Source organism: Mycobacterium sp. BMJ-28 (assembly GCF_054404835.1).
In genome coordinates, this window is sequence record NZ_CM136783.1 from 3171635 (window position 1) to 3189765 (window position 18131).

The window sequence follows — 18131 nt, forward strand, 5'->3', positions numbered from 1 at the left end:
GTCGCGGGTGTCTGCGCGGGCCGACATGGTTACTAGAGCGCGCTAGGTGGTGACACCGACACTACAGTGGCTAACGCTAGCGCGCGCAAGCAGTACGCTCGGAGCCGAATGAGGTGAGCGACATGAGCGATGTGCACGGGCTGGCGACGAAACGGCGACCGACCGCAGCCGACGTCGGCCGGGAAGCCGGGGTCTCGCGGGCGACAGTGGGCTTCGTCCTGAACGACACTCCTGGGCAATCGATCTCGCCTGCGACTCGTGACAAGGTTCTCGATGCCGCGCACCGTCTCGGCTACCGTCCACACGCCGGCGCTCAGGCCTTGGCGCGGGGAAGCACACGGATCGTTTTGTTGGTCCTTCCAGATTGGCCGGTTGGGCACAGTATCCAGCGATTCATTGAAGCGGCAGACGGTGTTCTCGATGCGGCCGGATACACCTTAGTTACCTACACTCCACGAGGTGAAGGCAGCTCGCGGCCACTCTGGGAGCTCCTCGAGCCAGCCGTCGTCATCGGCTTCGAGCCGTTCTCGCCCGAGCAGCTGGCGAGCATGCGCGCCCAGAGGATTAGCCATATCGTGCCCGACGGGGGGCACGACGTACTGGCCCCTGAAATCGGGCCTGGCCTCCAGCTGGACCACTTGTACGAGCTTGGCCACCGACGCATCGGCTATGCATCCACCGCGGATCCCCGACTAAGTGAAATTGCTGGGCGACGTGCGGAAGCAGCACTCCAGCACGCGCAAACACTCGGCTTAGATCCGCCAATCATCCGCGTCGTGGCCAGTCAGGACGATGCGACATCAGCCGTCCGCGACTGGCTGGAAGAGGGCGTCACCGCAGTCGCGGCATACAACGATGAAGTCGCAGCCCTCGTCGCCGGCGCCGCGCTACACACAGGCGTCGCGGTACCGGAGCAGTTATCGGTTGTCGGACACGACGACTCGCCGATCGCTACGCTCTTCGTGCCCTCACTCTCGAGTGTTCGGCGCGACGAGGAAGCGGATGGTCGAATGTTCGCCTCGATCGCCGTCGCACTGGCCGAGGGGCGCGGCATCGCCGACACCGGGCAGATGGCGCGGGAAATCGTCGTTGCTCGTAGCTCGACCGCCCCCCGAAGGAGCTGAACACAATTCCGTCGTCAAGTCTTGAATGCCATCTCACTGACAGCGAATGCGCGTGCCGACGCGCTCAGGTTCGAAACTCACTGTCGTCGTTTAGAAGAATCCATTCGTCGGCAACATGGTGCCGTTCAGTTCGAAGTCTCCAATTGCGCGCTCTCGGTACTCCTTGGGATTGTGCGAGGCTAGTGTCCGAAGATTCCTCCAATGCCGGTCGAGCGCGCGACTGTGGTCCACCGACGATGCGCTTCCGGCGTCGAACATCCGGCTCGATGCATGGTTCGAAAGCCGGTCGATGATGCTCTTTGCCCTGGAGATGTCGGCTGATGCGCGATGCGCCCCCACAAGGTAGTTGGCCATCTGGCCGGTCGGGTCCGGCCGGGCCGCGAAGGATTGCGCTGCCGCACGCACCAGGACACGCAACACCCACGCGATTGAACTCAACTCGCCGACGACGGTCTGCACTATCGCGTCGTGAGTGGGCCGTTCGTCCAACGCGTGATCAAAGTTGCGGCCCCGCTTTCGGACCAATTCGATGGTGTCGGAATGGATTCGCGATGCCACCCCCGCGGCCGAGGCCAAAAGGACGAGTTGGGTGAAGCCTCCCCGGTACGGCAGCAGTCCGCCGACCGCGTCAACGCTGAAGTCCACGACGTCGCCGGGCACGAGCCGTACGTTGTCGAACGTCACCGTCCCGGAACCGGTATGGCGCTGGCCGAACGCGGACCAGTCGTCGTGCACCTCTACGCCCGGCGCCGCAACGTCAACGAGCGCAGTGCGTGGCCGGGCATCGACGGTTTGCGCCCGTACCGCCAGTCGATGCGCGAATATCGACCCGGTCGTGTAGCTCTTGGTGCCGCTGAGCAGGTAGGTGCCGTCGGTGTCGGGCTTGACCACGGTGTCCCCCCGTGAGGTTCCAGCGGTAGTGGTGCCCGACTCGGCCGCACATACGGTGAAGAGATTTCCTGCCACGGCCTCTGCGTCGACACGCTTGATCAATTGCCGATCATGATGAAGGCGAACGCTGTCGACGAAGTTGAAGTGGTTGCCGACGGCATGTGAGATGTTGGGGTCGATTGCGCCCAGGTCGACGAGGAAGTCGAATAGCGTGGGCAGGTCGGCGCCCAGTCCTCCCGACGATTCGGGAACGGTCAACGCCCCGAGCCCGGCCCTCGTCATCGCGGACACCGCCGAGGCGACATCGGAGCGGCCCAGTTCGGGTACGTCAGCGAAGCGCAGTGCCAAGGAGTTGAGGAAATCTGCGGTCGCGGGGTGCGCACGGCCTTGCGTGGTCGCTAGCACTGCGCGCCGACCGTGTCGTGCAGGCCGACACCGAGGTGCCCGCGCAGCGTGTCGGCTTGGTAGGCCTCGCGGAATGCGCCGCGCTCTTGAAGGTGCGGGATCACGGCATCGACGAATTCGGCGAGCCCGCTCGGAACGACGGCAGGGACGACGACGAAGCCGTCCACAGCACGAGCGTCGCACAGGTCGACCATTCGTTCCGCGATCTCCGAAGCGGTTCCGACTAAACCCTTTTCGTCCTGTGACAGCAGCGCCCTGACCATCTGACGCATGGATTTTCCCTCGGCGTCGGCCCGGGCACGCCACTGCGCGGCAAGTCCGGTCGATGTTCGCTCCGCTCCGGCAGCGCGCGTAGTGACCCGCACGCTCGGTCGGTGCAGAGGGTCCGGTGCGATCGTCGGTAGCGGACCGTCAACGTCGTAATCGGAGAGGTCCTGCCCCCAGATATCTTCGATGAAGGAGATCACTAGTCGCGGCGTGAGGCGTTGGGTGAGTTCCGCTTCGGCGCGCTCGCGCGCATCCTCGGCGGTGTCACCGATCACGAAGCGCGTACCTGCCATGATCTTGGTGCTGCCGTGTGGTCTGCCCGAAGCTACGACGCGTTGTTGAATGTCGTCGTAAAACTCCTGCGCCGCAGCGAGCGGTCGGGCGCGGGTGAAGATCGCATCGGCGAAGCGCGCCCCGAACTCGCGGCCGTCTAACGAGTCCCCCGACTGCACCAGTACCGGCGGTCCCGCCGGGCCAATCGGCAGGTGGTAGTCGATGTCCACCGCGACCTGGGACCCGTTGTAACGACCTCTTGCACTGCTGGGCGCGCCGCCTGCCGAAGCCCACATCGTCGTAAGGGCGTCGACCATGTCGTTTGCGCGGGCGTAGCGATCTGGGTAGGGAAGAAAGTCGCCTCGGCGAAAGTTAGCGCCAATGATGGGATCTGAGGCTGTCACCACGTTCCACCCGGCTCGCCCCGAGCTCAACAGGTCGAGTGTGCTGAAGCGGCGGGCGAGGTCGAGCGGCTCAGCGTGGGTGCAGTTGGCGGTGGCGATCAGCCCTAGATGTGTGGTTACTGCGGCCAGGGCCGACAGCCGTGTCACCGGGTCCGGGCGGTCCGAGACGTCGTAGTCCACGATCCGGGAGTTCGACTCGTGCAGGCGAAGACCCTCGGCCAGAAACAGCGCATCGAGGTGGCCGCGCTCAGCGTCTGCGGCGAACCGCTGAAACGATTCGATATCGATCTGGCTTCCGGCGTCGTCATCGCCCCACAAGATCTCCGATGTCGTCATCTGCAGGAGTGCGAAGAGTTTCAACTCTCGGCGACTCTGCCCCCTTCGGGACACCCTCACCCGATCCAGGTGTCGTAGAAGTTGACCCGAGCGGCGGCGTTGACGGAGGGATCGTGCACACGCTGGGAGTAGGCGCGAGTCTCAATGATGTCCCACAGCGGGATCAGATGGGCGTCGTCGATCACCAGTTTCTGGGCCTGGGCGACGAGTTCGTTTCGCACCTTGATGTCGGGCTCGACGGACTGTCGCTGGAGCACGTCCTCGACGTCGGGGTTGGCGACCTTGTTCATGTCGGACAGATCGTGGGCGAGGTAGAAGCGGAGGATGTCTGGATCGGCGCGCTTCCAGTAGGTGTAGGTGAAGTCGTTGAGGTTCTCGGTTTCTTTCTGGTCAAATGTTGCCCCGTCGAGCTTTTCGATCTTCAAGTCGATTCCGATGTCTCTGAGTTGACCTTGGACGAGGGTGAGTCTGTCCACCTCGTCGAGATCGAACGGGAGGTACAGGGAGAGCTTCTGGCCGTCTTTTTCTCGGATGCCGTCGGGCCCGACCATCCAGCCTGCCTGGTCGAGGATGGTCTTGGACTTCTCGGGGTCGTAGGCGAAGTCTGCCGCTAGGTCGATCCAGCCTGGTGTTTCATTGGTCAGGACGCTGGTCGACTTTTGCCCGGCGCCCTGCAGGATCGTATCGACGATGATGCTGCGGTCGATTCCGTACTGGATGGCTCGGCGTATCGCTTGGTCTTTCACGATCGGACGTGATTCGTTGGGCGCCAACGAATACGCAAGTCCGGGAGCGACCGTTGATGACAGGAAGAAGCCGTTGCCGTCGAATTGGGCCTGATCCTGCGGGCGCACCATGTCGGCACCGTCGACTTGTCCGGACGCCAGCACGCCTGCTCTGACGCCGCTTTCGGGCACGATCACCACGGTGATCTTGTCCAGATAGGCTGGGCCCGTATGCGCGGCACGGCTACTCGGCCACGCGTAGTCCTTCCGTTTCTCCAGGGTGTAGCTCTTATCGGGTGTGTAGTCGGTGATGACGAAGGGCCCCGACCCTATGGTGCCCTTGGACTTGCGATCGTCAGTATTCTGCAAGGCGGATTGGGGCGAGATGATCGCCAGCGACAGTGTCGAAGTGGCCTGCAGGAACTGCGCGGTCGGGTGGTCGAACACGACGGCGAACTTGAGTGGGTCGATTACCCGAGTCTCGCGATAACCTTCGAGGTAGCCTGCCGCGAGGTTGTGGGTCGCCCCCAGGTGAGGTATCCGGTCGAAGTTGACCTTGACCGCAGTAGCGTCAAGGGGTGTGCCGTCGCTGAAGGTGACACCAGGCCGCAACGTGAACGTGAACTCGGTCAAATCAGCGTTCTGCTGCCAACTCTCGGCGAGCCAGGGAGTCAGCTTGCCGGTTTTGGGATCCTGATCGGTCAGCGAGTCGTACACGTGCTGCAGCACCTGCGGCGCGCCGTTGCCCAGGTTTCGCTGCGGGTCACGCGACTTGGCGTCGTAGGCAGTGGCGAAGGTGAACTCCCCACCTGCCTGGGGTGTGGACACCGAATCGTCTCGGGCAGGTGCGTTGCTTCCGCACGCGGCGGCTAGGAGCATCACCGCCACCAGGAGAACCAGGCGGCATCGATTTGCGCGGCGTCGAATGTTCATGTCGTCCTTGTCTCGATTCGGTCATCGGTCTATTGGGGCAACATCCGACTGTCGAGCGGTGCTGGCGAGGCCAGCGTCGATGCGGGAGAGGGGTTCGGAGCTGGCGCGTATCCATGCTCCCCTCGTCCGGTTCGTGAGGAGTTCAACGTATACAGGTGGATACGTGTGCATCAATCGATGCGATCAACGCGATTCAAACGATTCGAGCGTGCCACTGTGGCATCGAATTATGGTGATTTGAAATCTTCACCGACCGGATACGTGTGTATACGCTCGCCGTATCAGATGAGGTTCCCCCAGTTTCGGAGTGAATCCTGGGGCGACGGAATGAGAGCGCTGACAATGAGACCAAACCGACGCATACCGATGATTGCAGCGGTGGTGACGGCGGCCGCGGTTGCGCTGGCGGCATGCGGAAATTCTGCTGGACCGGCGGCGACATCCGGCCAGCCGGTCTCAGGCGGCACGTTCACGTTCGCGCTCGGCTACGACTCCCATAGCCTTGACCCGCAACGCAACATCAGCAAGGGCGGGCCTCCGGTGCTGCGTCAGTTGGTCGACTCGTTGACCGATCAAGATCCCAAGACCGGCAAGCTGACTCCCTGGCTCGCCGAGAGTTGGCAGCAGAACGCTGATTTGACCGAATTCACGTTCACGTTGCGGCCGGGGGTCACCTTCAGCGACGGCACACCCCTTGACTCCCAGGCTGTCAAAGTCAACTTCGACAGCGTGTCCAAACTGGGTGCCACCCATAGCCTTGCAGCGGGCTACCTGGAGGGCTATCGCGAAACCCGCGTCGTCGACCCACGGTCCTTCACCGTTGTGTTCGACAAACCCACGGCGCAGTTCCTGCAAGGAACCTCGACCATCTCGCTGGGCATCATCTCCCCCGCCAGTACTGCCGTGAGTGTCGACGACCGCAAATCCAAGGGTGTCATCGGTTCTGGGCCTTTCACTCTCGAAAGCTACAGTCCTGATCGCGAATTCGTTCTGCGGAAGCGGGCTGGATACAACTGGGCCTCCACTCAAGCCCTACACAGCGGCGAGGCGTATCTCGACACGATCGTCTACCCGGTGGTGCCGGAGAGTGGCGTACGTGCGGGACTGCTCACATCCGGGCAGGTTGATGGCATCGACGACGTCCAAGCCCAAGACCAAGCCACTTTCGGCGGAAAGGGGTTCCATCTGCAGTCCGCGGTCGGTGCTGGACTGGCCTACAACCTCGCCCCGAACGAGTCACGACCCATCATGAGTGACCGCAATGTACGCCTCGCTGTTCAACATGGGATCAATCGCGGCGAAATCGTTGACACGATTTTGCAGGGAGTCGCCAAGCCGGCCACCAACGTGCTGTCGAGCACCACTCCGGGATGGGTCGACGCCTCCGACGAGTTCGCCTACAACCCTGAGCTTTCCCGCCAACTGCTCGAGCAGTCGGGATGGGTCGTCGGCAAGGACGGCATCCGGGAGAAGGGCGGCCAGACGCTAACCCTGCAGCTGCCGTTCTTCCAGGACGAAACCGACCGCCTCACCCTGGTCCAACAGCAACTCCGCGACATCGGCATCGACGTGAAACTCGAGAAGACCGACTCCGCCACACTAGATCAGCAGGTCGCCGACAATGCATACGACTTGTACTACGTGAACTGGACGCGCGGCGACCCAGACATCCTCCGGTTCTACCTCTCGACGCAGTTCGAGAACACCAACAAAGTCCTTAACCCAGATGTCCAGAAACTGCTGGATTCGCAAGCTGCAGAACCGGATCCAGCCATACGAGACGACCTCGTACGGCAGGTGCAGTCACTGATCCTGACCGAAGGCCATGTCGCGCCGCTCTGGGAGATCGTGCAGACCAAGGCCTACACCGACCGGGTCCATGACGTCCGATTCGACAGCGGTGCCCGGATGACCTTCTACGACACATGGATTCAGTCGTAGTGCCCACGTCCACACCCGAAGGGATGCCGTGATGGCGAACTCAGAATCGTTCGTGGTCGGACTCAGCCTCGCAGATCTGACGGCAGGCACCAGGGTCGACGTCGGATCGTTGGTGAGGACGGCGCAACGCGCCGAACAACGCTCACTCGACTTCCTCGTCATCGACGACAGCTACGGCGGATTACGGCCGACGACCCTGGATCCAATCGCCGTCGCGTCGTTCCTCGGCGCATCCACCCGCCGCATCGGCCTGGTGGCCACCGTGCAACCGCTCTACCTGGAACCCTTCGATGTCGCCGAGGCACTGGCGACATCGGATTTCGACAGCCACGGCCGCACCGGGTGGTTACCCCTGCGACCCATCGCCGCTGATCACGCGGGACTGTTCGACCGTCCGATCACCACAGATCCCGCCGAGATCGACAGTGAGATCATCGAATTCGTCGACGTCGTGACACGTCTGTTCGACGGGTGGGAGGACGGCGCGGTGATCCGAGACATCTCCACCGGACGATATCTGGATGCGTCGAAACTTCATCGGATCGACCACCGAGGGCCCTCGATCCGCGTCCGCGGCCCCCTGGTGACGCCACGCTCACCACAGGGACGAGTGCCGACGTTCCTGCGAACGACCGGCGAGCGCGCCGCGGCCGATTCACTCCTAGCCGACGTCCTGATCGTCGACGCAGCCCACGCAGACACCATCGACAGCCCGGGCGTGCCGACGTTCGTGGAGATCGAGACCGATCCGGGCACCCCGATCACCGAGGTGGTTGCGTATTGGCGTTCCCACGCTGGCATCACCGGCATCTTGTTCACGCCTGGGTCCCCGGCAGCCACGGAGGCAGTGCTCAACCACGACTGGCACGCCCACTCAGGCGCCCCCGCCCACCCGGCCACGCTGCGTAGCCTCCTCGGACTGGACCGGCCCGCAAACATCTACGCCGCCCAGACATTGCAGGGGGCAGGCCAATGAGCGCCGACACCACCCCAGAGCTTCATCTGTTCGCGTTCTTCCCCGGCACCAATCCGGAAACCCTGTGGGGGCATCCGGACGCCGGAAGCCAGATCGACGTCGACGCATTTCACCACTTCGCGGCAATCGCCGAATCCGGCCTCTTCGACGCGGTGTTCCTCGCCGAAGGTTTGCGCATTCACGAATCCAACGGTGTGATCGTCGATCACAACGTCGCCGACCGACCTGACCCGATCCCCCGGCTGGCCGCGGTTGCCGCGGGCACCAATCACATTGGGTTGATCGCGACCGGAAACGCCACCCACAGCGAACCGGTTGACCTGGCCCGACGCGTCTTGAGCCTCGACGTCCTCAGCGGCGGACGCGCCGGATGGAACCTCGTCACCGCCAGTGACGCACTCATCGCCGCCAACTTTCGCCGCGGGCAATTCGTCGCCCATGATGAGCGCTATGCGCGTGCCGAAGACTATCTGCGCAGCGTCCAGGCCACCTGGGACAGCCACCGCAAATCCGGGATCGGCTATCGCGGAGAGTATTTCGAGATCGCAGGCGCCATGGCGTTGCCCCCCAGCCCGCAAGATCGTCCGATCCTGGTGCAATCGGGCGATTCACACGAAGGCCGCTCATTGGCCGCCCGGTACGCCGACGCCATCTTCACCGAACGGCGCTCATTTGAGGAGGGTAACGCTTTCTACCGCGACATTCAGGCACGACTGGCCTCCCACGGCCGCGGACCAAACGACTTGAAGGTGATGGCCAGCACACGATTCGTACTGGGAGACAGCACCGCCGACGCCCACGCACGTGCCGAATACGAGTTGAGTCTTCGCGCGACACCGGCGTTGGTGCGCTCCTACCTTGAGGACGCCTGGGGTGTCGACTTTGCCGACGTCGACGTCGACGCTGCACTGCCGCACCAAGATCCAGACCCGCAGCACCGTCCAAGCGTGCGCATCGCGACCCGCCTCGCGGAGGCCCCCAGGACGGCGGACCTCATCGTCGAGCAGTGGCGCGATATCGCCGCCCGAGGGCGACTGAGCGCGCGCGGCGTGGTCACCGAACTGCTGCGTCGACGTGAGAACTCTCTCGTCGGCAGCACATCGGATGTGGTCAATCAACTCCTCGAGCGTGTCGACGGCCGCACGTGTGACGGGTTCGTCCTCTCACCCTCGGTGCTGCCATCCGGCCTTGGCGAGTTCGTCGACTCGGTCATCCCTGCCTTGCAGGACCGTGGGCGGTTCCGGTCGCAGTACCACGGCACGACCCTGCGTGAGAATCTCGGCGCACGTTTGCCGGCCGACCTGAGTGCGCCCGCCTGATGAGTACCTACCTCGTTGGGCGCTTCGCCCAGGCTATCGGTGTGCTCTGGGCCGCCTACACGGTCACGTTCGTCGTGTTGTACTTCCTGCCCAGCGACCCGATATCAATTATGCTGCGCACCGAGGGAGAGTCCAGCGGCGCCGTCGATCAGGTGCGTGCACAGGAACTTCGAGCTCAGTACGGTTTCGACAAACCGTTGATAGAACAATACTTTTCCCGGTTGTGGAGCGCAGTGCGCGGCGACTTCGGTACATCGATACAAACCGGTGACGCGGTGTCGCACAGTATTGCCGAAGCCATGCCCCAAACTGCCCAGCTGGCCGGCGCCGCCATCGTGATCGCTGTCGCGGTAGGTGCCGGACTAGCACTGCTAGCCTCCTTTGTAGACAATCCCTGGCTCCGGCAGACCTTGCGTGCGGTTCCACCCCTGTGGGCGTCGCTGCCCACCTTCTGGATCGGCCTTGTACTGGTTCAAGTATTTTCATTCCAGCTTCGTCTCCTGCCTGCGATCGGCAACGACGGAATAGCAAACCTCATCCTGCCGGCCATCACCTTGTCGATACCCACGGCCGCTTTGATTGCTCAGGTGCTGAGCAAGGCGCTCGACGAGGTATCTGCTCAGCCCTACATCGATACAGCGATTGCCAAGGGTGCCAGCAGAGTTCGCGTGCACCTGGGCCATATGATGCGCAACGCCGCTATACCGACCACCACACTGGTCGGTGTTGTCTTTGGCCACCTCTTCGCCGGGTCGGTCGTCACCGAGACGGTGTTCTCCCGAGTCGGCGTCGGGCGTCTCACCGAACAGGCGGTCAAGGCCCAAGACATCCCCATGGTCCAGGGTTTGGTCCTGCTGGCCGCGGCGACATTCGTCGTCTCGAGCCTAGTGGTCGACCTCATCTACCCCGTTCTCGATCCTCGAGTGGGGCGCAGCGCCGCACATGCCACGACGCGACGGGAGGCCCTCGCATGATCCTCGACTCCGAAACGCCGACAATCGTCACGCCAGCGGGCGTGGCGATCAGTCCGACACCCCTCGGCAACAACCTATCCGGAGAGAACGGTCGGCAGCCGCGATATCGCGGATGGTCCGGGTGGGTGTTGGGCAACGTGGGTTTACTTGTGTCGATCCTGGTCGTCAGTGTCGTGATCGGATGGGCTCTCCTTCCCGAGTTGTTCACCCGACGCGATCCGCTGCGCGCTGAGCCACGTAACCGGCTCCAGCCCCCCAGCGGGGAACACTGGTTCGGCACAGACAATCTCGGCCGCGACATCTACGCACGGGTGGTCCACGGTGCGTCCCTGTCACTACAGGCCACCCTCGTCGCCGTGCTGATCGCACTGATCGCCGGCTCGATGATCGGGCTCGCCGCCGGCTACGTGGGAGGCACGCTCGATGCTGCCGTCATGCGGGGAGTCGACGTCCTTCTCGCCATCCCGGGCCTGCTGCTGTCGCTGATGGTCGTCACGGTCCTGGGGTTTGGAACACTCAACGTCGCCATCGCCGTCGGAGTCGCGGCCGCGGGAACATTTGCGCGCGTCATGCGCTCAGAGGTGGTGCGGGTGCGCAGCTGGGCGTTCGTCGAAGCCTCCGCGGGTCTGGGGAGCCGCTGGTACAAGGTGTTGTTCCGTCGAATCCTGCCCAACGCGGCCGGGTCGGTGTTGTCGCTCGCTGCCTTGGAATTCGGTTCGGCGATCCTATCGGTCGCCGCGCTGAGCTTCCTCGGGTTTGGCGCTCAGCCGCCCGCACCGGAATGGGGACAGATGATCGCCGAAGGACGCAACTTCCTTGCTGCGGGCTGGTGGCTGACGACGCTGCCCGGGCTCGTTGTGGTCCTGGTGGTCGTCTCGGGCAACAGAATCGGACACGCCATCGAAGGGGACCGCCGGTGAATCCCGAGAATCCCCCACCGCAGCGCGCTTTGCTGTCCGTCGATGGACTGACGGTGGCCTATGGGCGAGGCTCGCACCGGCATATCGCCCTGCATGACGTGGAATTCACCGTCGAACCAGGTGAATCCGTGGCTGTCGTCGGCGAATCAGGATCAGGCAAAAGCACCCTGGCACACACGATCTTAGGGCTGCTTCCCGCCTCGGCGGATGCCGTGGAGGGCTCAGTGCGACTCGACGGCGAGCAGATCCTCGGCCGTTCTCGACGAGATCTCGACGCCCTGCGCGGTAGCCGGATCTCGCTGGTACCGCAAGACCCGACGGTGTCGCTGAACCCGGTGCACCGGATCGGCGCCCAAGTGGCCGAAGTGCTGTCGATCCATGGACAACCCAAGTCCGTGGCACGCGAACGCGCGGTGGACTTGCTCGATGAAGTCGGTCTGCCCGACGCGGCGAGCTTGGCCAACCGCTATCCCCACGAGCTTTCTGGCGGAATGCGCCAACGCGTACTCATCGCCATTGCGCTGGCCTGCCGGCCCGCGCTGGTCATCGCAGACGAGCCCACGTCCGCACTCGACGTGACCGTTCAGAAGCGGGTACTCGATGCGCTGGATTCCCTGGCCGCACGCCACGGCACCGCGGTCCTGCTGATCACCCACGACCTCGGTATTGCGTTGCAGCGAGCATCACGGGTGTTGGTCTTCGAACGTGGCCGACTCGTCGAGCACGGTGATGCCGCGTCCATCTTGACCGCACCGCGACATCCCTACACCCGGCAACTGGTGGCGGCCGCACCCATACTCGGCCTGAGCACCCGGCTATCGCCCCGCCTGCCCGTCGCTGCCGCGACCCCGGGCGAAGAGCCCGATATGCTGGTCACGGCATCGAACTTGCGAAAGACTTTTCGCACTGGTCGCGGACCTCGCCAACGCACCACGGCCGCGGTCGACGATGTGTCGTTCACTATCGCTCGCGGCGCCACTCATACCCTCGTGGGCGAGTCTGGCTCCGGGAAGTCCACGGTCGCCAGGATCCTCGCGCGTCTGGAAACCCCCGATGCGGGAACGGTATCCCTGGGCAGGCATGCCCCTCATGATCCCCCGGCCGGGGATCTGCGCGCGTGGCGGCGACGCGTACAACTCGTCTACCAGAATCCGTACTCGTCCCTGGACCCGCGCGCCAGCGTGCAAAGCATCGTGCGCGAACCGCTGGACTCGTTCGGCATCGGATCCAAAGTGCAGCGCTCGGCACGCGTACGGGAACTACTCGACCAGGTGGCGCTACCCGAACGCGCTGCACGCAGCCGACCGGGGGAGCTCTCCGGTGGACAGCGCCAGCGGGTGGCCGTTGCGCGGGCGCTCGCGTTGAAACCGCAGGTGTTGATCCTCGACGAACCGGTGTCGGCACTGGATGTGTCCGTCCAAGACCGAGTGCTGCGATTGCTAGTGGACCTGCAGGCCGAACACGAACTGACCTACCTGTTCATCACGCACGACCTTGCCGTCGTGCAGCAAGTATCAGACACGGTGTCGGTCATGCAAATGGGCAGAATCGTCGACGAAGGGACCACCGAGCAGGTATTGAGCCACTCCTCCAATCCCTTCACCAAGACGCTGCTCGATGCCGTCCCGCGCGTCGAGGTCAGCGCGTGATAGACGATGAAGTCGGCTACATACACACATCGACGGGAGATCTCTGATGGTTGAGTCGGATGCGACGACTCGCACCGAAGCGGGGTACCGACGGATCAAGGACGACATCGTCTCCGGAACCTTCCCCGTGGGCGCGGTCCTCACCGAAACCAGTCTCACCGGGCCATACGGGATGTCCCGCACCCCGATCCGTGAAGCGCTCAGCAGACTGGAACACGACGGACTGCTGCGCCGGGTCATCCGGGGCTATGAGATTCCTCAACGCGACATCGAGGAGATCATCGATATCTACAACGTGCGAATCGCTTTGGAAGTCACTGCGGTCACCTCAGCCTGCGAACGTGCCCGCACCCGCGACATCGCCAACCTACAGACGCTGTTCGACCGCGCCCACGCGACAACGGACCGCGACACCAAAATCGAACTCAACCGGCAATGGCACCTATCGGCGGTCGCCATCGGCAGAAACCGCACCGCCATCGAATTACTCACCCGCACCCTCGCACAGTTGGCGCCCTACAACTCCGAGCGAATCGAAGTCCACGAGAACCTCGATGAGACCGACGATGAACACGCCGCGGTGATGGCCGCGATCGCCACCCGCGACGCCGAGCTCGCCGGGACGGTGCTCAAGACCCATCTGGAACGGGTACGAGACGTCAGGATTCGAGCCTGGGAACACGACGCGATCATGCGAGGCCAGCTGTGAGAGGCGCACTTAGATAAATGACTTCAATTGTGCATCAACACCTTCGGGAAGGGACCCACAGAGATGACTAACGCCCGCAACGGAGCCACCGTCTCGGCGCAACGCGCGCAGCAACTAGTGGACCAAGGAGCGCTTCTCCTAGACGTCCGCCGCACCGAGACGCGCCAGACCGCCGGAACCGTTCCCGGGGCGCTAACGGTAGAAAAGACGGACGTCGACACGCTCTTCGCGCCGGGGTCGGACTTACATGCCCGCGCTCAGGGCCGAGCTGTGGTGGTCTTTTGCACCAGCGAGGGCGGTTCCGGCCCGATAGTCGACAAACTTCTGGCATGGGGCTACCCCGCGGTCTTTCAGATCAGCGGCGGATACCCCGCCTGGAAAGCGGCCGGCCACTCGGTTGCCGGCGTCGACCGGAACGCCGACGTCGCACTGTGAGTGACCAACCACCCGCGCCCCTTCCACTGCAGGGCGTTCGAGTGCTGGAATTGGGCAACTACATCGCCGCTCCCACCACGGGCCGACTCCTCGCCGACTTCGGCGCCGAAGTGATCAAGATAGAGCGCCCGGGGGTCGGCGACGAGCTCCGCAACTGGCGATTGCACGAGGGGACTACCTCGATGCTGTTCCGGACGATCAACCGCAACAAGAAGTCGGTGGTTCTGGACCTAAAAACCGAACACGGCAGGCGCGAAGTCCTCGCACTGGCAGCGACCTGTGATGTCGTGCTCGAGAACTTTCGCCCGGGCACACTCGAAAAGTGGGGAATCGGACCAGATGCCCTGTCCCAGAACAATCCTGATCTCATTATTACGCGGATATCAGCCTTCGGTCAGAGTGGCCCCATGTCGAGTCGGCCGGGCTTTGCCGCCGTCGCCGAAGCCGTTGGCGGACTACGTGAACTAGTCGGAGACCCTGATCGCCCCCCGGTTCGCGTCGGCGTGTCCATCGGGGACTCGATAGCTGGCCTGTACGGCGCCTTCGGCACGGTCATGGCGCTGTTTCAGCGCCAATCACGCCGCAACGAAGCGCTCCCCGTCCGTGAGCGCACCATCGACGTGGCCCTCAACGAATCGATCCTGTCGATGATGGAATCGTTGATTCCCGACCAATCCGCATACGGTGTGACGCGACGGCGCACCGGTGGCCGGATGGAAGGCATCGCCCCGTCGAATGCCTATACTTGCGGCGACGGCACCTCGATTGTCGTTGCCGCCAACGGGGATTCGATCTTCGTGCGGTGCATGGAGGCCATCGGGCGCTCCGACCTTGCGACCGACCCGACGCTGTCGACCAATGCCGGCCGGTGGGCACGCCGCGACGACCTCGACGACGCCATCGGACACTGGGCTGCTGGTGTGACCCGCGAGAACGCCCTGCAGGTCCTCGACAACGCCGACGTTCCGGCAGGTCCGATCTACACCGCGGCCGACATCCGCGCCGACCCGCAATACCGAGCGCGCCACATGATTCAGACATTCCCGGTGGACACCGGCGGCGAGGAACCCGTCGACGTCGACTTCCCCGGCATCGTCCCCGTCATCGGGGATCGATCGCTGCCCATCCGCTGGATCGGACCCGATCTTGGTGAGCACACAGAGGAGGTGCTCACCAACCTGCACGCACCCTCCCCTTCTCAGCACTAGCCACGAAAGGCACGCCATGACCTACTCGTACTCCCCCGCCGCAGCACTTCGCGATGTCACGCTTCGCGATGGCCTGCAGCTCACGAAGGCCGCACCCTCCACTCAGTCCAAGATCGACCTGGTGCGATTGTTGCTGCGCTTGGGAGTGGAAGAACTCGAAATTGGCTCGCTCGCGCGGCCCGACCTCGTGCCCACGCTGGCCGATTCCCTCGACGTAGTAAGGGGACTGACCGCAGAAGAACTCGACCGATGCTGGTTGTGGGTCGCAACACCACGACACGTCGAGAAAGCCATCGAAGCCGGGGCCCGCAACTTTCAGTACTGCCTGTCAGCGTCCGACTCCCACAACAAGGCCAATATCGGACGCACCACCGAAGACAGCATCGCCGCAATGCCGGCGGCCATCGAAGCCACCCGGGCGGCCGGCGGCCGGATCCAGCTGACGATCGCAACCGCATTCACTTGCCCGTTCGAGGGATACGTCAGCGACGACCGTGTCATCGCTATCGCCAACGACCCGCGCACCGACGGCGCCGACGACATCGTCATCTGCGACACACTGGGGCAAGCCGTGCCCGATCAGGTGTCGCGCCTGATCTCGCGCGTCGTCGCAGAGACACCCGATCGTCGTGTGGTGTACCACGGACACGACACATGGGGACTTGGCGTGGCCAACACGCTGGCCGCCATCGCCGCCGGAGCCGCCCTCGTCGACGGATCGCTCGGCGGCCTGGGCGGGTGCCCCTTCGCTCCTGGAGCCAGCGGCAACACCTCCACCGAAGACCTCCTGTTCGCCACCCGACCGCAATGGTTCTCCCCGGCGGTGCTGTCCGAGCTTGTGGGCGCTACCGAGAAACTGTTGTCCGACATCGGAGAACCGAACCGGTCCAAGACTGCTCAAGGCGCCCGTTCAACGGCAAATGCCTTCGAATGGGTCATCACCGACTGACCACACGCCACACCACCAACGAGAGACCGACATGACGTCCAACTCCAACCGAGCAGCAGTTCTGATCACCGCCGACGAACTGCACCGCCGCGTAGCCAAGAATTCCCCGGTCCTACTCGACGTCCGCTGGGCACTGGGCCGCACCGACGGTCGCGAAGAGCACCGTCGAGCCCACCTCCCGGGCGGCGTCTACGTCGACCTCGAGCGCGAACTGGCGGCACCGCCATCGCCCGAACACGGACGCCACCCGTTACCCGACATCGGCGACCTGCAGGAGTCGGCCCGCCGGTGGGGCATCAACGACGGCGACGACGTCGTGATCTACGACGCCGGACCCGCCACCTCCGCCGCCCGCGCCTGGTGGTTGTTGAGATGGGCCGGACTTGCCACCGTCCGCATCCTCGACGGAGGACTGGCGGAATGGACCCGCCGCGGACTTCCCACCGAATCCGGCCCGACGACAGTCCCGCCAGGTTCAGTCACCCTCGCCGCAGGCCACCTAGCGACCGTCGACGCCGATGGCGCTGCACACTCCGCTGGCGCGTCCCAGCTCCTCGACGCGCGGGCACCAGAGCGTTACCGCGGCGACACCGAACCCGTCGATCCCCGCGCGGGACACATTCCCGGCGCACGGAACCTGCCGACCAGTTCGCTGCTCGACGAATCCGGCCGGTTCCTGGCAGATGAGCAGTTGCGCGCCGCCGTCACGCAGCACGGCCACACCCCGGCCGTACACCCCACGGTTTACTGCGGCTCCGGTATCACCGCCGCCCATGTCATCGCGGGACTCGCCATCACCGGCATCGACGCCGCCCTGTACCCAGGCTCCTGGTCACAGTGGTCCAACGACGCTCGGCGGGAAATCGAAACGTCCCGCTAATCACCCTGCGGACCGGCACCCCCTCACACGACAGGAATTCCCATGTGCGACTACACGAAACCACCCATCACCGGATGGACGGGATGGCCCGCTCCATCGACCCAGCGCTACCTTGGCGACGGGCCGTGGCTCGACGCCAGTCACGTCATCGACTCCGACATCCCGAGAATGGTCCCCTTCCCGCCCCCCGCGTTCAGCAAGTTCCGCAGGCTCGAAGACGACATGATCAACATCAGCGAGATCTCGATGATCGTGCACATCGGCACTCACGTCGACTCGCCTCGGCACTTTTACGCCGACGGTCCAGCGTTCGAAGACATTCCACTGGAGCGCCTCACCGGCCCAGGGGTCGTCCTGAAGATCGACGTCGAACCCGGCGGATTCATCACTGCCGAGCACCTCGAAAGGTCCTCGCCCTCGACGTTGCCCGGTGACATCGTGGCACTGGATACGGGATGGGCACAGTACGTCGGAACCGACACTTACCTGCGGCACCCGAGTCTCAGCATGGACGGCGCTCAATGGTTGATCGACCACCAGGTCAAGCTGCTCGCGGTCGACTTCGGCTCACCGGATCTTCCTTCCTACCAACGCCCCACGCCTTTCGACTGGCCAGTACACCGGCGACTACTCAAGGCCGGGGTACTCATCAGCGAACACCTCAAGCCACCCGCGAGCCTTTCGGGGCACCGCGCGGAGTTCATCTTCGCGGCACTGAACATCCGATCCTACGACGGAGCGCCGGCTCGAGTGCTCGTACGTCAGATCCATTCAGCTAATGCCCCTGTCGGGGGTTGAACGTCGACTCGTCCA

At 63.9% G+C, this 18131-nt stretch carries 16 protein-coding genes; 13 read left to right on the forward strand and 3 right to left on the reverse strand.

Going from position 1 to position 18131, the window contains the following annotated elements; all coding sequences use genetic code 11:
* Nucleotides 1-122: 122 nt before the first annotated feature.
* A complete protein-coding gene (locus tag ACXPWS_RS15810) occupies nt 123-1124 on the forward strand; it encodes a LacI family DNA-binding transcriptional regulator (protein WP_458713310.1) in 1002 nt (333 codons plus the stop codon).
* Nucleotides 1125-1214: 90 nt separating this feature from the next.
* Here ACXPWS_RS15810 and ACXPWS_RS15815 read toward each other — a convergent pair whose 3' ends face one another.
* The 3 genes from ACXPWS_RS15815 to ACXPWS_RS15825 are packed head-to-tail and all read right to left on the reverse strand — an operon-like array spanning nt 1215 to nt 5253.
* The gene (locus ACXPWS_RS15815; protein ID WP_458713311.1) at nt 1215-2363 is read right to left on the reverse strand and encodes an acyl-CoA dehydrogenase family protein; all 1149 of its coding nucleotides are present in this window, start codon (nt 2361-2363) and stop codon (nt 1215-1217) included.
* A 50-nt stretch (nt 2364-2413) separates the two neighbouring features.
* On the reverse strand, nt 2414-3700 hold the full coding sequence (locus tag ACXPWS_RS15820; RefSeq protein ID WP_458713312.1) for an NtaA/DmoA family FMN-dependent monooxygenase: 1287 nt from the start codon (nt 3698-3700) through the stop codon (nt 2414-2416).
* A gap of 56 nt (nt 3701-3756) precedes the next feature.
* Complete coding sequence (locus ACXPWS_RS15825; RefSeq protein WP_458713313.1) at nt 3757-5253, reverse strand: ABC transporter substrate-binding protein; 1497 nt, start codon at nt 5251-5253, stop codon at nt 3757-3759.
* A 471-nt stretch (nt 5254-5724) separates the two neighbouring features.
* Here ACXPWS_RS15825 and ACXPWS_RS15830 point away from each other — a divergent pair, with 471 nt between their 5' ends.
* The 12 genes from ACXPWS_RS15830 (at nt 5725) to ACXPWS_RS15885 (ending at nt 18116) form a co-directional block, all read left to right on the forward strand.
* Nucleotides 5725-7299 carry an ABC transporter substrate-binding protein gene (locus tag ACXPWS_RS15830; RefSeq protein WP_458713314.1) on the forward strand — a complete coding sequence of 525 codons (1575 nt, stop codon included), beginning with the start codon at nt 5725-5727 and terminating at the stop codon, nt 7297-7299.
* Nucleotides 7300-7330: 31 nt separating this feature from the next.
* The gene (locus ACXPWS_RS15835) at nt 7331-8275 is read left to right on the forward strand and encodes an LLM class flavin-dependent oxidoreductase (RefSeq protein ID WP_458713315.1); all 945 of its coding nucleotides are present in this window, start codon (nt 7331-7333) and stop codon (nt 8273-8275) included.
* Nucleotides 8272-9594, forward strand: a complete 1323-nt coding sequence (locus ACXPWS_RS15840; RefSeq protein WP_458713316.1) for an LLM class flavin-dependent oxidoreductase — start codon at nt 8272-8274, stop codon at nt 9592-9594. Before ACXPWS_RS15835 ends, ACXPWS_RS15840 begins: the two co-directional genes overlap by 4 nt.
* The gene (locus ACXPWS_RS15845) at nt 9594-10568 is read left to right on the forward strand and encodes an ABC transporter permease (protein WP_458713317.1); all 975 of its coding nucleotides are present in this window, start codon (nt 9594-9596) and stop codon (nt 10566-10568) included. Before ACXPWS_RS15840 ends, ACXPWS_RS15845 begins: the two co-directional genes overlap by 1 nt.
* Complete coding sequence (locus tag ACXPWS_RS15850) at nt 10565-11488, forward strand: ABC transporter permease (protein WP_458713318.1); 924 nt, start codon at nt 10565-10567, stop codon at nt 11486-11488. Before ACXPWS_RS15845 ends, ACXPWS_RS15850 begins: the two co-directional genes overlap by 4 nt.
* A complete protein-coding gene (locus ACXPWS_RS15855) occupies nt 11485-13137 on the forward strand; it encodes a dipeptide ABC transporter ATP-binding protein (RefSeq protein WP_458713319.1) in 1653 nt (550 codons plus the stop codon). Before ACXPWS_RS15850 ends, ACXPWS_RS15855 begins: the two co-directional genes overlap by 4 nt.
* A gap of 46 nt (nt 13138-13183) precedes the next feature.
* The gene (locus ACXPWS_RS15860) at nt 13184-13846 is read left to right on the forward strand and encodes a GntR family transcriptional regulator (RefSeq protein ID WP_458713320.1); all 663 of its coding nucleotides are present in this window, start codon (nt 13184-13186) and stop codon (nt 13844-13846) included.
* Between the two features lie 63 nt (nt 13847-13909).
* Nucleotides 13910-14281, forward strand: a complete 372-nt coding sequence (locus tag ACXPWS_RS15865) for a rhodanese-like domain-containing protein (RefSeq protein WP_458713321.1) — start codon at nt 13910-13912, stop codon at nt 14279-14281.
* A 41-nt stretch (nt 14282-14322) separates the two neighbouring features.
* Nucleotides 14323-15489 carry a CaiB/BaiF CoA transferase family protein gene (locus ACXPWS_RS15870; RefSeq protein ID WP_458713322.1) on the forward strand — a complete coding sequence of 389 codons (1167 nt, stop codon included), beginning with the start codon at nt 14323-14325 and terminating at the stop codon, nt 15487-15489.
* Between the two features lie 16 nt (nt 15490-15505).
* Nucleotides 15506-16438: a beta/alpha barrel domain-containing protein gene (locus tag ACXPWS_RS15875; protein WP_458713323.1), complete on the forward strand. Its 933-nt coding sequence runs from the start codon at nt 15506-15508 to the stop codon at nt 16436-16438.
* 31 nt (nt 16439-16469) lie between these two features.
* On the forward strand, nt 16470-17318 hold the full coding sequence (locus tag ACXPWS_RS15880) for a sulfurtransferase (protein WP_458713324.1): 849 nt from the start codon (nt 16470-16472) through the stop codon (nt 17316-17318).
* Between the two features lie 42 nt (nt 17319-17360).
* Nucleotides 17361-18116, forward strand: a complete 756-nt coding sequence (locus tag ACXPWS_RS15885; RefSeq protein WP_458713325.1) for a cyclase family protein — start codon at nt 17361-17363, stop codon at nt 18114-18116.
* Nucleotides 18117-18131: the final 15 nt, after the last annotated feature.